Origin of the sequence: Nannocystis punicea, assembly GCF_026965555.1 — a bacterium.
Taxonomy (GTDB): Bacteria; Myxococcota_A; Polyangia; order Nannocystales; family Nannocystaceae; genus Nannocystis; species Nannocystis punicea.
In genome coordinates this window covers 8,408,967-8,423,465 of record NZ_CP114040.1, presented here as the reverse complement: position 1 = coordinate 8,423,465, position 14,499 = coordinate 8,408,967, and the positions used below count along the sequence as shown (strand labels likewise).

The following is a 14,499-nucleotide window of genomic DNA, read 5'->3' as shown; positions in this document are numbered from 1 at the left end:
CGGCGGCGCGGGTGCCTGCGCGGGCGTGGACGCTCGCGCGACGTCTCTCGGTGGCGCCAGCTCGCACGCGAGGACTGCGAGCAGCGCGGCGAGTCGGCGAAACGTCGGCATGCGGCGCTCGACCCTATCACGCACGATCCGGTGGGGCTCACGGGATCTGGCCGAGACCTGAACCGTCGAGCGGGCGTCCGTCGCTCTGTTCCGCAACCCCGGCCCGGTCCACCCGCTGTAAGTCGCGCGGACGTGAGCCCTTCGGGTCATGTCCCCAAGGACAGGTATCTTCACTCCGCCTTCAGCTCGACCGCGCGGTCGTCGGCCAGCCTGAGCATGACCCTGTCGCCGGCGGCCACGCGCGTCAGCGCCTCGTATCGATGCGCGCTGCGCCCCGCGACGGCGATACCGTCGACCTTCACGATCACGTCGCCGACCGCGAGCCCCGCCCGCGCCGCCGGGCCGCCGCGGACCACGGACTCGACGCGCAGCGGCTGGAGCAGCGGATCGACGCTCGCGTGCCGCACCCCGAGCGTGTACCCGAGTCGTCCCGCGCGACTCAGCGCCGCGTCGTGACCGGCGATCGCCACGAACCGCATGGCCATCCAGTCAGGCCGCAGGTGGACGCGCACGCTCTGCGCCGGGTAGCGCTTGTCGCCGACCTTACACGCGAGCACGTCGATCTGCGCCGGACCGGCGGGGACATCGTGGAACTCGGCTATCCCGTCCGCGTCGCTGACGACCGGGGCCTTGCGCGGCCCGCCGACCGGACCGACCGCGACCTTGCAGCCGGCGACGTCGTCTCGGCTGACCACGTCGTCGACGGCGATCATCAGCGTCTCGATCTCCCCGCGCGGCTCGTAGGTCACGACCGCGGGCGAGCCCTTCGCAGGGACTTCGATCGTCTTGCTGAGGTCGCCCTCGGGCGTGTGGATCCGGAGCGGCTGCGAGCCCGGCAAGAAGCCCGGGATCGTGAACATGCCGCCGGGTGCGTGGACATACTCCGGGTCCGGCCGCTCGCGCGAGAGATCGACGCCGTAATGGGTGAACGGGCGGCCGCGACGATCGCGGACCTTGACCGTGATCGCCGCCGGCGGTCCCACGCGCACCTCGACCGGCTTCTTCCCGATCCAGGCGAGCCCGACAGCGCCGCCCGGCGCGAACGCGACTGCCACCTGCTTCGTGGCGTCGACATCGTCGTCGTCGTCCTCGCCGCTGCGCTTCGGAGCCGGCGGAGCGGGCGCCTCGAAGCTCCCGTCGGCGCCGCTCAACGTCGGCGCCTGTCCGTCCCATCCGCGCCGGAGCGGCTGCATCACGTCGTCGGGCGCCGGGTCGTCGTCGATCATGACGACCGCGCCGGCGACCGGCTCGCCGCGCATATCGAGCACGACCCCGCGAACGCGCGCGGGCGCGGGCGCATCGACCTCCTCCTCGTCGGGCCCGTCGTCGTCGTCGTCCTCGTGCCACGGCTTGCCGGACGCCGTGATCACGACGTCGTCGAGGTCGACGTCCGCGAGCGTCACCTCCGCCGCGCCCTCGTAATAGACGTCGATCGGCGTGTAGATGTACGTCTCGAGCTCGTATGTCCCATCGACCAGGCCCTCCAGGCTGAAGCGGCCCTCCTCGTCGGTCCACGCGGTCTCGTCCCCGTTCGCGTCCGGCAGCGGGTCGCCGTCGGTCGTGCGCATGCGGACCTCCATCCCGGGCAGCGGTCGCCTCTTGTCGTCGACGACCACCCCGCGGATCTGCAGCCCGCGCCGCGCCTGCCAGCGCAGCCCGGACACGTCGGCGTCGGCGACGATCACCGGATCTTGCTCCGCCTTCATCGCCCCGCGGCACGCGACTTCGACCCCGTGCACCAGCCCGTGCGCGACCTCGAGCCGCACCGTCCCGTCATCGGCGATCGGCGCCTCGACGGTCGGATCCTTGCCGCCGCAGATCGGGCACCCGCTCGCGGCTCCCTCGAGGCCGACAAAAAACGTGACCCACCCGCCGGGGCACGGCGCGCCGGTCTCCGCGAGCACGACGCGGCCCGTGATCGTCGCCGCGCGCTCGACCTTCACCTCGACCGTCGCCGTCTCGGCGAGGCCGACCATGATCATGCGATCGCCGATCACTCCGCCGCGAACCATCAGCAGGCGACGGCCGGGCTCGAGCTCCGCGAAGCGAAAGCGGCCGTCCGCGTCGGTCTTCGCCTCGGCCTCTCGCCCGAAGCCCCGTCCCAACTTCACGTCGGCGCCGCCGACCGGCCGGCCGTGCGTGTCGACGACCCGACCGACGATCGTCGACCCGGGCATCAGGTACAGCTCGGCGCGACCGCGCTGCGGCAACTTCTCGCTCGTCAGGGGGACGAAGCCCGCCGCCTCGACCGCGACCGTCATCCCGCCGGGGACCACCGCGACGCCGCGCGCGTCGGTGACGTGCGTGCGCTGCTCGATCGTCCCCTCGTTGCCGTCGATCACCTTCGCGCCGGCGACGACGCCACCGGCGATGTCGCGGACGACGACCTCGACCGGCTCGGCCTTCGGCTTCGCCTTCCGCGGCGCCACCTTCGCCGCGACGGGCGCCTCGCTGACGACCGGAGCCGGCGCCTCGTCGTTGAGCGGCGCCGGTGCAGCCGCCGGAAGGCCCGGGGGCGACGTACTGCACGCGAGCACCCAGATCCACAGGAGCACGCCCTTTCGCAGCGGAGCCGGCATGACCCGACATTGCCAGCCGCGCGGTCGCTCCGCCAGCGCCGGCGCGAGCAATCGCGCGCATCATCGCGCTCGCCACGCCGCTCACCCGATTCGTCCGCTCATGCCCGACCAAACATGTCCGATGAGCAATCTTGCTTCACGCCGCCGTGAACAGCGTCGCGCTCGACCCCGGCGAGCCGGTCTCGTGGGCCTGCTCCTGCGGTCCCGTCCTCTCCTGCCACGGCGACGCGAGCCGCACCGCGCCAGGATCTGGCGGTGATGGCATGGATCGTCGCGTTCACACGAATGCGCGGTCCATGGCATCCCCGGCCGAATGGTGGGTCTCTTCGCGCTCGGCTGCGGTGAGAAGCCGGTGAGCCCGCCGGGCAACCTCTCCCAGGCCCCCGCGCGCGATCCAGGAGGCCGCGTCCACGCCAGTTGCCGCGGCGTCCTGCGACACGCCCTTCGCCTGTGCCCGTATCCTCGTCGAGGAGTTCGAGCGCCCTCATGAACGCATGGAGATCCTGCGGCAGATCGGCGTGGCGCATGCGGCGAGGGCTGCTCCGGAGATCGCGCTGGCGATCGCGGAGCCACTCCACGAGCGTCCCGAGTTCCGGATCGAGGTGCTCCCATCCGGTGCCCCCCTCGTCATCACCGATCACCGCAGTTCATACCCGGACAGCGAGGCGCCGCGGCGGGCGATCGGTCGAGCTCGTTGGCCCGGAGGACAGGCGCGACGGCGCCTGCCCTGGAGGACCTGGGCGGGCGGGAAACTTCGCCGGGCGACGGGCGTTGCACGGCGGATGCGACGCATGACGATCGCGGCCCTGTCGCTCGTGGCGTGCACGGCGAAGCCCGCCCCCATGGTGCGTGAGGTCGCCGGCGAGCCGGAGGTGATCGAGCTCGGCGAGCGGCGGCCGGGCGAACTCAAGTGGATGAGCGCGAATGCGCGGCTCGTGGCGCTGTACGTGTACGCCGACGAGGAGAGCCGGCAGAGGCACGGCATGGACGTGCCGCCGCTGTTGATGCTCTACGACACGGTCGAGGGGACGCGGCGAATGATCGAGGAGATCGTCGCCACCGACCCGCGCGGGCGCTGGGCGGTGGCCCTCGCGGGCAAGCACCTGTGGCTGCTCGACGGTGAGACGGGGGCGCGTGACGACCTCGCGGCCCGCGGTGCCGACCTGACCGGTGACCGCCAGCGCTGCTGGGGGCAGGGGCGGCAGGCGATCTTCGACCCGTGGGGTTCCGAGCTGCTGTACTTGCGGACAGATCCGGATCGCGCGGTGATCCGCCGCCTGCGCGACGGACAGGAGCGCGAGGTCGCGGCGCCGCCCTACAAGCTGTGGCGCGCCGAGCCGACCGGGGCGCCGGGGTGGGTGCGGTTCTTGGTGGTGCCACGCGACACCGACGGCGACGGGGCGCTGACGTTCCCGTGGCGCGATCACACGTGCGAACCGTGGATCGACTGGAGAGACTGGGACGACGTGTTCATGACGCAGCCGACGCGCATGGGCGACCTGGCCGCGGTGGTGCTCGCGGACGCGGACGGGGCGCGGGTCCACTCGGGTTACGGGGCGGTGCCGCAGCCGATGAAACAGGAGTCGGGGGAGCCGTGGGTGCCGTTCGGAGCGGACATGTACGGGTTGTTCGGGGTGACCAATGAGGTGGTGCGCGCCGACGGGACGAGCGTCGGGACGCCCGCGGAGTGCGATTGGTCGCAGCAATTCGAAGCGGTGGCGGCGGCGCTGGTCTGTCCCGAGGGAATGCGAGAGCTGCGGTCCGTGAGCGGCGGGGTGCAGACGATCGCGGGGTTGCAAAGGTTGTTCATGCGGCCGGCGCTCGGCCGCGACGGAGCGCTGTGGAGCGCCGCGTGGGTGAAGGTCGACGGTCGGGAGCAACTCGGGCGGATCGACCTCGCCGGCGGCTCGCTCGAGCTCGGCCGCGGCGAGGTCGAGCTCCCGCGCGACGAGTACCGCGTGGCGCAGGATCGTCGCGGGTGGCTGGTCGGTGGCGGCCGCGCGTATCAGGTGACGACGGGGCGGTCGCGGCGGATGCCGGCGCACGAAAAGACGCGGCAGGCGGGGATGATCGAGATCGACAATCGGGTCTTCGCGCTCGACCTCGAGGGCGCGCGGATGTTGCCGCTCGCGTCGCGGCCGAAGGCGGTCGCGGAGAACGGCTGCGCCCTGGTCGCGCCCGGCGGCGGCGAGTCGGACATCGCAGGGACGTGGGCGCTGATCTGTCCGCCGGGGCGCGCGCTGCGGCTCGATCGCGACCCGTGACGCGGGCGGGTGGAGCCACGCGACACCGGGGGCCCGAACGCCTCGACGAGCGCATCCCGGCGGCGCCGGAGCCTCGAAGAAGGACGAGAGGTCGTTGCAGCTCGCGGCGTTCAGGCAGGCGAGCGCCGACTCGGGCGCGGCCGCCCGCGAGTCAGGACGCCTCATCGCCGGATCTCAGCGGGCCTCCAGCTGGATCCCCCGCGCGCGGGCCAGCGCGACGGCCTCGTCGGCGTGTTCCCACAGCGTCGACACCCACGTCGTGAGCTCCACGCGCGCCGCGAGCCCGCGGAGCAGGTCCTCGACCGAGTGCTCGGGTCGGAGCGCCAGCGCCAGCGTGCGCACGCTCGTCGTGTGGCGGAGGCACTCGAGGTCGTCGAACTCCGTGAACTCGACGTGCACGACCACGTCCGCGCCCAGCCGCGAGACCTCGAGCGGGACCGCGAGCGCGTCGGCGAAGACCGCCAGCAGCTGCAGCGCGGGCAGCCGCGAGCCGCGCAGGAACGCCGCGATCACGTCCCCGTCCATGCCCTCGAGCAGCAGCGCCGCGAGGCTCTCCGACGCGATCGCCGGCAGCGTCGCGGCCCGCGCGTACACCAGCAGCTCGGTCAGTCGCGGCTGCCGCTCCACCGCCTCCGTGAGCCCGTCCAGCGAGTCGAGCGTGACGACCAGCGAGCGCAGCCACGGCATCGGGTACCGGGCCAGCAGCGCCAGCCAGCGCGCGTCCGCGACGTCGTGGAGGCCGCGCAGCACCTGCCACAGCGCCGTCCGTGGCAGCGTCTCCGCCTCGCGGTCGGTCAGCGCCCGCTTCGCCAGCAGCAGCTGCCGCTGACCGATCCACGCCGGCTCGTCGACGGACGCCAGAGTCACCGAGTCGCACGACAGCGCCACCGAGCCCTCCTCGTACGGCTCCTCCAGCCGCCCCAGGGCCCGCCACGGCGCCTCGTCGACCATCGCCTCGCTCCACACGAGCGGGCGACCGTCGGGCCAGCTCGTCGGTCGCAGGCCCCGGCCGAGCTGCGCGGCCAGCCAGCGCGCGTCCTCGGCGCGCAGCAGGTGGCGTGCGGTCGCCGCGAACGGCTCGCTCCCGCCGTCGAGCAGCTGGAGGATCTCCGGGCTGTCCTGATCGCCGAGCGGGCTCTCGCCGCGGAGGCGCACCAGGAACCCCGCGCCGACCGCATCCTGGTCGTCGTTGAACCCCGACCAGTGCACCGACGCGTAGCCCCGCGGGAACTCGACCGCGATCTCGAGGTTGTCCCAGCTCTCCGCCGGGTCGGCGAACAGGCGCGCGAGCTCCTCCGCCGCCGTGTCCTCGGTCCCGCCGCCGTTGTGAATCCGTACCTCGTCCGTCACGCGGCCGAACCTTGGCACGATCCGCGGAACTTTGCCCGCGTCATGGTGTGCGCCGATCGGCGCACACCGCGGGGGCACCGAGAGACACCATGGGAAGGCACCGCCGTTCCGAGCTTGCTTGTCTCGACACCAATCTCTGCAGATTTCGGCGTCCAGAATTCGGTTCGGCGGATCCGGCACGTCGAGGACTAACGCTGTCCGCTCGCGATCAGCGCCATCATCTCCGGGTAGTGATACGTCGCGCTCGTCGCGGGGTGGTGCTTCGCCGTGGCGATCATCGCCTTCGCGATCTGTTCCACGCGGATCGATCTGTACTTCGCCGGCGTGACGAACGAGAAAAGCGGCAGCGTCTTCTCGAGGAGCCACGGTGTGTGCTGGGAACCGATGATCATCGCGGGACGGAACACGCTCACGATCGCCGGCCCGCTCGCGCGCACGGCTTCTTCGGACTCGCCCTTCACGCGGTTGTACCGCGACATGCCTGCGGCACCGCTGCCGCTGGCCTTCGCGGTCGGGTCCGCACCCGCGGCGCTCATGAACGCGAGATGCCGGACCTTGCCCGAGTCTCGCAGCGCCCGCGCGAACGCTTCGTTCAGCGCGACGTCGACCGCGCGATGTTCCTCGAGCGTGAGCTTCGCCGTGCCGGCGCCGATGCCGAGCACGCTGAATCCTTCCAGCTCGCCGTCGAGGTCTCTCGCCGCATCGAGCGTCGCCGCGGCGAGGGGCGCGGGCTGCATGTCGGGAACGAGCTTCTCCACCAGTCTGCGGCCGGCGGTGCGAGCGAGCGCGACGGCCTCGGGCAGCGAGCGGCGCGACAGGGTGATGACGGCGTCGAAGCCATCGTCGCGGAACAACTCGCGGAGCAGTGCGGTTCCGACCGAGCCGGAGCCTCCGAGGACGATCGCTGTGCGTTTGCGGGTCATGGCGGCGCCATGATACGCGCGAGTCGCTGCGCTCTGACGGCCGCGCGCCAGAACCTGGTAGCGGCGCCCACGAGTTCATCCCCGCGGGGGCGGCGGAGCGACCGTGGCGTGCTGCGCCGGCTCGGTGGCCCAGGACCAGCCCATCTGGGCGAACGCCGGGCATTGCATCGAGCACTCGCTACCGTCGCGATACTTCGACGCAAACGGGTCGGGCAGCCCGCTCCAGCGCACGGGCGGGGCTCCGTCGCGCCAACACCACACCTCGCCCTGCGCGTCGCGGGCGCAACGCTCGCCGCGCGGACCGAGGCCCGGAATCAACGATGTGACACCGCCGAGGTCGTCGACGAGCTCGGCCCCGGAGCGGGAGGTCCAGCACACGACGCGGCCGTCGGAGCGCAGCCCGCACTCGTTGGCGATCGCCGTGATGTCACCGAAGTCGTCGATTCGCCACGGCTTGTGCACAGGGACCGACGGGATCACCTCGCACGCGTTCGACGACGCGCTCGCGCCCGCAGAAAAGCGCCCCCAAAACGACATGTGGCCGCCCGTGTCGAGCGCCCAGATCCGGCCGACGTTACCGTCGAGCGCGACGACGTCGCGCGCTCCGGCCAGCGCGGCGGGCGGGTAGACCCATGGCAGATGAGGCTGGTGATCGGCGTACATCTTGCGATCGCGGGCCCAGCAATGGACCTGTCCATTCGACAAGGCGGCGCAGAAGCCGTCGAGGCTGCCGGCGAGGTCGATCGCGTCCGCGATCATCACTCGCTTCCCGCGCGGTCCCCAGCACGCGTATCGCCCCCTGCGATCGCGCGGGCACTCCTCCGCGTCGATGAACCCGCGCAGAATACGGACCCCGAGGCCCCAGCACACGACCTCGCCGGACTCCCGGAGCGCGCAGGCGGCCCCCTCGGTGAACTCGACCGCCGACGCGGAGCCGACCGCGAGGACCCGCCCTGGCCGCGCACGATGGACGCCCGGCGCCCCGCCGATCTGTCCGTGCGTGTTGTTTCCCCAGCAGTCGACCGCGCCGCCGGTGCGCACGACGCAGCGCGAGGACCCGGCGTCGGTGGCGAGCTCGATCCCGTCGTCGATGTCGCGGACGGCGAGCCACGGCATGTCCTTGCCGACGGCGACGCGCCCGATGCCGGCCGCGCCGTCGCGGTTGCGATCGGAGCACAGCACCCGGCCGTTCTCGAGCAGCACGCACCCGTCCGAGAATTGGCGCGGCTTCACCGTCCCGTCGAGCTCCGCGAGCGTCGGGCAGCAGCCTCCCGCCCGCCGGCAGAAGTCGGCCCGGCACGCGCTCGACGGCATGTGGACATACGAGCCGTACCCGCACGACGCGAGCACGCACGTCGCCAACAACACCGCCGCCTTCATGCCGCGCCGCCGACGATAGCAAGCGCAACTCAGCGGCTCAACCGGCCGAGGCCCGGCGCTGGCGAGGTAGGTGTCGAGCTCACCCGCGACGGGCTCCCCGTTCGCGGCGAGAGTACGAGTTCATGCCCGCGAACCACTGGCGAGGCGCCGCGCAGCATCTGCGAAGCCTCGGCCTCTACCACGGCGAGCCCTCGACGCCGGACGGGGGCCGCGAGCGGGCCCTGCGTCACTTCCAGGCGCTCTACCGCCGCGAGGCGACGGTGCGCTTGGACGGTCGGCGATCGCCGCTGCAGGAGGCTCACGGGGGCTGAGGCGAGGTCACGAAGAGAACGACCAGCGCGGGCCGACCTCGAGCGTGTTGAACGTGTCGCGCTCGCTGGCCGAGCGAGCCGCGGCGAAGGTCCCGACGAGCCTGGGCTCCGCGGGCTCGGGAGGGGTCGAGTCCTCCCTCGGCTCCGGGTCTTGCGGCTCCGGCGGACGCATCGCCGCCAATGTTTCCGGTTTTCACGATCGACGCAAGCGGCGAAACTTCCGCAACCTTCAGGAGCACACGCATGCTTGATTTCAAGCGTCGCCCCGGAACATCCCTTTTCCTCGCTCTCTTGACCCTGGGAGGGTGCGGGCAACGGCCGGACCCGGGGTCGTCCGGCGATGCGAAGTCTGGTGCCGCCGCGCAGCCCGGTCCCGCCGAGGCTCGACTGGCGCTCGACGTCCCGCCCGGGCTGGCCGTCACCGTGGACGGCCAGCCCAGGGGGAACGCGCCGCTGGAGCCGCTCGTCGTCGCGCCCGGCAAGCACGCGGTCGAGGTCGACGGCCCCTGCGGGAAGGCCAGCGCCTCGGTGGAGGTGGCGGCCGGTGCGCTGACGACAGTGAGCGCGCAGGAGTTCGCGGGGTTGAAGGTCGCGCAGCTGAGCGTCGTTGCGAGGACGTCGGCGCAGAAGCCGGTGAACCCCGCGGTGTTCCTCGGGGACTGGGCAGTCCCGGGCGCCGCTGGCCAGCCGACCGCGATCCCGGCGTGCAAGCTGCGCCTCCGGCTCACCGCGGACGGCCTCGGCGGCTTCATGGAGGACATCGAGTTCGAGGCCGGCAAATCATACGTGCGCGAGGTGGTCCTGGCGCCCGGGTCCGACATGATCCGGATCGCCGGCGGTCACTTCCGCATGGGGCCGCCGGGGCCGCCTCACTACGATCCGAAGTTCGACATCCACGAGGCCTACGAGGACTTCGAGGGCTGGCCGCACATCAAGACCTACGAGGTCGATGTCCCGACCTTCGACCTCGACCGCACCGAGGTCACGGCGGAGCAGTTCCACGCGTGCTACGAGGCCGGGTTCTGCGTCGACGACCCGGTGCTCGCGGGCGGCACCCGGATCACGGACGATCGCCAGGCGTGCAGCATCGAGGTGTTTCAGGAGAAGAAAGCGCCGAAGGCAGGGCGCGAGAAGCATCCGGCGAATTGTGTCGCCGGCTGGGAGGCGAAGAAATACTGTGAATGGGTGGGCAAGCGGCTCCCACTCGATGTCGAGTGGGAGTTCGCAGCGCGCAGCCGGAACTCGGAGTACGCCTGCTCCTGGGGGGGCGGGTACTCTCCCAAGGTGAAGTGCGACCGCTCCGGCTTCACGATCGAGCAGGGGACGCGGGAGAGCTGCAGCTTCCCGAAGGACAACACGGAGCAGGGGCTGTGCGACATGATCGGCGGCGTCTCGGAGCTGGTGACGCGCGCGGCCGTACCCGGGCGTGCCGCTCTGAGCGACTGTGACTTCAACACGACGGGCCGCGGGCCGGCGTGGGGCGGCAGCTCGGCGCCCTTCGAGGGCGGCGAGCAATGCCTCGACATGCATCAATCGGTGTACAGCGGCTTCCGCTGCGCGCGCGACGTGAGCGCCGCGCCGTCGCAGCGCTGACGTGACGAGCGACAGGAGCGCACCCATGCCGCCCGAGAGAGTCATCTATCGCAACCCCGTCCCGGGGACCGTCATGAAGCGGCCCTTGCCGTGTCTCGACCTCGATCAGGCGACGTTGAATCCGGATCGACTGCTCGGGAGCGCGTGCCGGGAAAAGTACCGCGCCCTGCAGACGAAGGGGGTCAAATTCACGTGCCCCAACAAGGGCGGGAGCAACGGCTGCGAGGCGGGAGCGTTCCTCTATCCGCGCAAGCTCACGGCCAACTACTTTCATTTCCATCAGGGCATCGATCTCGGGCAGCTCGCGCCCGGGGTCAAGGAGCTCAGATTCGGCAGCGGCGCGGAGGGTATGCCGATCCTGTCCGTCACCGACGGGCTCGTCGTGCACACGCAGGAGTGGGACGGCGCCTCCAGCGGGTACGGGACGTGCGTGGGGATCTACCAGCGAGAGAGCGAGCGCCTGTTCTGGTACGCACATTGCCAGGCGGGCTCCATTCAGGTCTTGGTGGGCGAGAAGGTCGCCGCGGGGCAGACCATCGCCAAGGTCGGGAACACCGGCAAGGCAGGCGCGCCGCACCTCCACTTCGAGGTCATCGCGTCGCCGTTCAAGGCCGACAGGCCCGAGTTCACGCGGATCAAGGGCGGAGAGTCCTGGGAACGAGAGCTCGGAGACAAGAAAAACAGCCCGAGGCTCGATCCCCTGGCCGTGCTCGAGGAGCTCGGTCCCTGGGGACCCCGGCAGGTCTTCGACCCGTTGGGGATAGCATTCGATGCGGAGCTCGCAGAGCGGCTTCACCTTCGGGTCGAGGTCCAGTCCTACGGCGGCTACTTCCCCCTGGGCGCCAACAACTTCTGGCACGGCGGGGTGCATCTCCCGACGAAGGCGGGCAGCCTGATCCACGCGCCGTGCGACGGCACGATCGTCGCGGCCCGGCTCGCGCCCAGCGAGGCGTCCGGGAGCTGGACGTTCGGGCACACGAGCTTCATCCTGATCCGCCACGAGGTCCCGCAGGCGGTCCTCGAGCGCATGCAGAAGGGGCCCGACGCGCCGCAGTCGGAGCCGGAGCCCGCGGGACTCAAGAGCGGGAAGATCGGCGTCGGGTACAAGGTCACCGATCCCGCGGCGGTCCACAAGGTCAAGGCGAGGCTGCAGGAATTGGGGTACTACGTCCCCGCCGATCCCGCCCGGCTGAATGATGGCAACGTGGAGGCCGAGCTCGGCGAGGCGATCGAGGCGTTTCAGTGCACGATCGACAACCCCTATAAAAAGCATCCGGAGCAGTGGCCGGACGGGGTCGTCGAGGTCTCGGGCCACACGTGGAACCACCTCTTCCCGGCGGAAGACGCGAGCGACGAGCCTGCTGCGGAGAAGTCCGCCTCCGACTCCAATCGTACCTTCTATTGCCTCCTCATGAACCTCCAGCCGCTCACGCTGAAAGAGGCGCGCGCGGCCGACATCGAGTGGATCGAGCGCGCCAGGCTGTCGGCCGGAACCGACGCGGCTGCCGAGCAGGAGGAGACCCCGACAGAGGACCTCCGCGACCGCGAGGAAGCCGACGCGCACCGGATCAAGGCCGACGTGGCGTTCGGCTCGACCAATACCGCGGACATCGAATGGGTCGAGCGCCGGCTGATCACGCTGGGCTTCCTGAAGACGCGGACCGAGCCCACGGGCGTCGCAGATGACGACCTCGACGCCGCGATCAAGGCGTTTCAGGCCGAGCACCCGTGGCCGGACAAGAGCGCGAACTGGGACGGGGTCGTCGAGAAGGGCGGGAAGACCGACAAGTTCCTGCGGAAGACCGCGTTCGAGCTGGCCGAGAAGGAGCAAGACGCGCCGGCCGGCGGCGGCAAGCACCAGCCGATCGACCCGGCGTTCGCGGCGGCGGTGGCGAAGCTGGACAAGTACGGGCTCGCCGAGGTGGTGTCGGGCCTCGATGTCCCGATCTCGGGAGGCAAGCCGCTCTGGAAGTCCGGCCGGGCCGCGAGCTTCAACGAGGCCGGCGGGCAGGAGCTCCGGCAGGAGCTCCACTGGGAGGTCTTCTCCGAGGAGCTCTTGCTCCCGAGCTGGGACGTGATCGACGACAAGGACGACGACCTCCACGCCGACCTCCCGGCGACGATCCTGGAGCGGGTCGACCTCGTGCCCGACAAGATCGTCACGGAGTCCGAGATCTTCATGTTCTATCAAAGCGACGCCTGCCACGATTTGCGGCGCACGGCGTGTCGCTTTCGCAGCGAGTGGAACCTGGACCTCGACCGGATGATCGGCCGGCTCGACGAATTACAATTCAGCACGATGGGTCTGTGGGAGGCGCTGGAACCCTATCAATGGTGGGACAAGGCCCGCGACGTGCTGCCGGCGAACGTGACGCACGTCTGGCACTACAACCCGATCGAGTTCTTCCACGTCTACCAGGAGAGTCTGGTTGGGATGAAGCCGGCTCCGCCGCCCACGCCGCGAGACCCGGAGACGCACGGCGAGCTGATCGTTCGCGTCCTCGGCGCGAACGGGGCGCCGCCGAAACAGACCGTCACGGTCGTCCTGTCGGCCGACATGGCCTCGTACGCGGGCGCGGAGACCGACAAGGCCGGCATCGCCAAGTTCGAGGGGCTGGCGCTGGGGACGTACGACGTCTCGATCGAGGGCGTCGACGGGGTCACGCAATCCGCCGAGGTCCAGGGCTACATGACGACCGAGGTCACGCTCGAGACCTCGCTGGAGGGCAAGCCGGAGCAGCGGGGCGACCTCACGGTCTGGGTGCGCAAGGCGACCGGCGGCGCAGCCGTGGGCGCGCAGGTCACCATCAGCGGCGAGAAGCTGGACCGGGAGTTCGGCACGCTGGTGGTGGGCAAGAAGTCGCTGGTGGTGTTCGAAGATTTGCGGAGCGGCGAGTATCGCCTGCACGTGGTCTACCCCGAGAACCCGACTCACCCGAACGAGCGCGTCGAGGCGGACGAGACGGTGAACGTCGAGGGCACGAAGAAGAAGGTGCGGATCAAGGTCCCGCGCGGGTGGAGCGACGTCGTGGTTTATCATGACGACGGCGGCGCGCCGGTCGCTGGGACCGTGTTCGACGAGCACGGCAAGGTGGTGCAGACGCTGACCACCGGCGGCTCCGGGCAGGCGGCGTTCAGGGTCCGGCTCGGGAAGTACAAGATCGAGCTGGGAGGGCGCAAGAAGACGCTCGACATTCGGCTCCCGACGACGGACGTGACGATCTGACGGCCGATAGGACCTACGTCAAGAATAGGGATCGAGCGCCCGTTTGCCGAGGGCGCCCGCTTAACCTGTGTGACGCGATCGACGGAATGCATCGGCTGGCGCATGGGCGGCGCCGATGAGAGCGACACAGGCCCCGTCGACATCCCGGACTTCGGCGACCCACAGCCCGAGGGCCGCAAGGGCAAGATCGTCCGCGAGGTCGAAGCCGAGGAGAGCGCCGAGGACGTCGGAGGCCGCGAGCGCCGCGTTGCCGACCGCGAGTACCGAGCGAACACCAGCGCGGCGTACCCCGGCGGACTCGCGCGGGCGGTGAGGTCGTACAGCGGCATCGCGCCGAGCATGGCGCCAAACCCGGGCGCGCGAGGAGGCGACCGAGCGAGCGCTGGCGAAGGCCGATGCGGCGCGACTCGTCAAGCAGCTGCGCGACGTGTTCACGAGGGAGGCCGACGTCTCGCTTGCCGACTTCCTGGCGACCCGCGCAGATCTTCGCGCCGCGCTCGCCTTTGCGGTTGCTCCGACGGCGGACCTACCCAGTTGGTGGTCGATGCGGCGCAGCCGAAGCTGTACGTGGTGCGCACGCTGGCGAACACGATCGGATGATCGAGCTCGAGCGCAAGTCGCCGGGCTTTCTGGCGATGCCGGTGCGGCTCGGACTCGGGCTGTGAGCGCTAGCGGCACGCCGACACTTGCGCGCGATTCACGGCGTCGAGCGATGCGGCTTTTCGCTTCGGCCGCAATTGCAGGCCCGCGCCGCGGTGCCTG

General features: G+C 70.8%; 10 protein-coding genes. 5 read left to right on the top strand and 5 right to left on the bottom strand.

Going from position 1 to position 14,499, the window contains the following annotated elements:
- Positions 1-281: 281 nt before the first annotated feature.
- The gene (locus tag O0S08_RS32390; RefSeq protein ID WP_269033240.1) at positions 282-2,690 is read right to left on the bottom strand and encodes a carboxypeptidase regulatory-like domain-containing protein; all 2,409 of its coding nucleotides are present in this window, start codon (positions 2,688-2,690) and stop codon (positions 282-284) included.
- 791 nt (positions 2,691-3,481) lie between these two features.
- On the opposite strand from O0S08_RS32390, the gene O0S08_RS32385 reads away from it, so the two are divergent.
- Positions 3,482-4,954 (top strand): hypothetical protein, encoded by a 1,473-nt coding sequence (locus O0S08_RS32385; RefSeq protein ID WP_269033239.1) that lies wholly within the window; start codon positions 3,482-3,484, stop codon positions 4,952-4,954.
- 174 nt (positions 4,955-5,128) lie between these two features.
- On the opposite strand, the gene O0S08_RS32380 is transcribed toward O0S08_RS32385, so the two are convergent.
- The 3 genes from O0S08_RS32380 to O0S08_RS32370 form a co-directional block, all read right to left on the bottom strand.
- Positions 5,129-6,304, bottom strand: coding sequence for a hypothetical protein (locus O0S08_RS32380; protein WP_269033238.1), 1,176 nt, complete (start codon positions 6,302-6,304; stop codon positions 5,129-5,131).
- Between the two features lie 188 nt (positions 6,305-6,492).
- Complete coding sequence (locus O0S08_RS32375) at positions 6,493-7,227, bottom strand: Rossmann-fold NAD(P)-binding domain-containing protein (protein WP_269033237.1); 735 nt, start codon at positions 7,225-7,227, stop codon at positions 6,493-6,495.
- Between the two features lie 75 nt (positions 7,228-7,302).
- Positions 7,303-8,607, bottom strand: a complete 1,305-nt coding sequence (locus O0S08_RS32370; protein WP_269033236.1) for an RCC1 domain-containing protein — start codon at positions 8,605-8,607, stop codon at positions 7,303-7,305.
- A gap of 122 nt (positions 8,608-8,729) precedes the next feature.
- Here O0S08_RS32370 and O0S08_RS32365 point away from each other — a divergent pair, with 122 nt between their 5' ends.
- Positions 8,730-8,918 carry a hypothetical protein gene (locus O0S08_RS32365; RefSeq protein WP_269033235.1) on the top strand — a complete coding sequence of 63 codons (189 nt, stop codon included), beginning with the start codon at positions 8,730-8,732 and terminating at the stop codon, positions 8,916-8,918.
- A 7-nt stretch (positions 8,919-8,925) separates the two neighbouring features.
- On the opposite strand, the gene O0S08_RS32360 is transcribed toward O0S08_RS32365, so the two are convergent.
- Positions 8,926-9,090 (bottom strand): hypothetical protein, encoded by a 165-nt coding sequence (locus tag O0S08_RS32360; RefSeq protein ID WP_269033234.1) that lies wholly within the window; start codon positions 9,088-9,090, stop codon positions 8,926-8,928.
- A 71-nt stretch (positions 9,091-9,161) separates the two neighbouring features.
- On the opposite strand from O0S08_RS32360, the gene O0S08_RS32355 reads away from it, so the two are divergent.
- The 3 genes from O0S08_RS32355 (at position 9,162) to O0S08_RS32345 (ending at position 14,337) form a co-directional block, all read left to right on the top strand.
- Positions 9,162-10,511: an SUMF1/EgtB/PvdO family nonheme iron enzyme gene (locus O0S08_RS32355; protein ID WP_269033233.1), complete on the top strand. Its 1,350-nt coding sequence runs from the start codon at positions 9,162-9,164 to the stop codon at positions 10,509-10,511.
- A 25-nt stretch (positions 10,512-10,536) separates the two neighbouring features.
- Entirely contained in the window at positions 10,537-13,737 is a 3,201-nt protein-coding gene (locus O0S08_RS32350) for a peptidoglycan DD-metalloendopeptidase family protein (protein WP_269033232.1), read from the top strand.
- A gap of 69 nt (positions 13,738-13,806) precedes the next feature.
- Positions 13,807-14,337 carry a hypothetical protein gene (locus tag O0S08_RS32345; protein ID WP_269033231.1) on the top strand — a complete coding sequence of 177 codons (531 nt, stop codon included), beginning with the start codon at positions 13,807-13,809 and terminating at the stop codon, positions 14,335-14,337.
- Positions 14,338-14,499 lie beyond the last annotated feature (162 nt).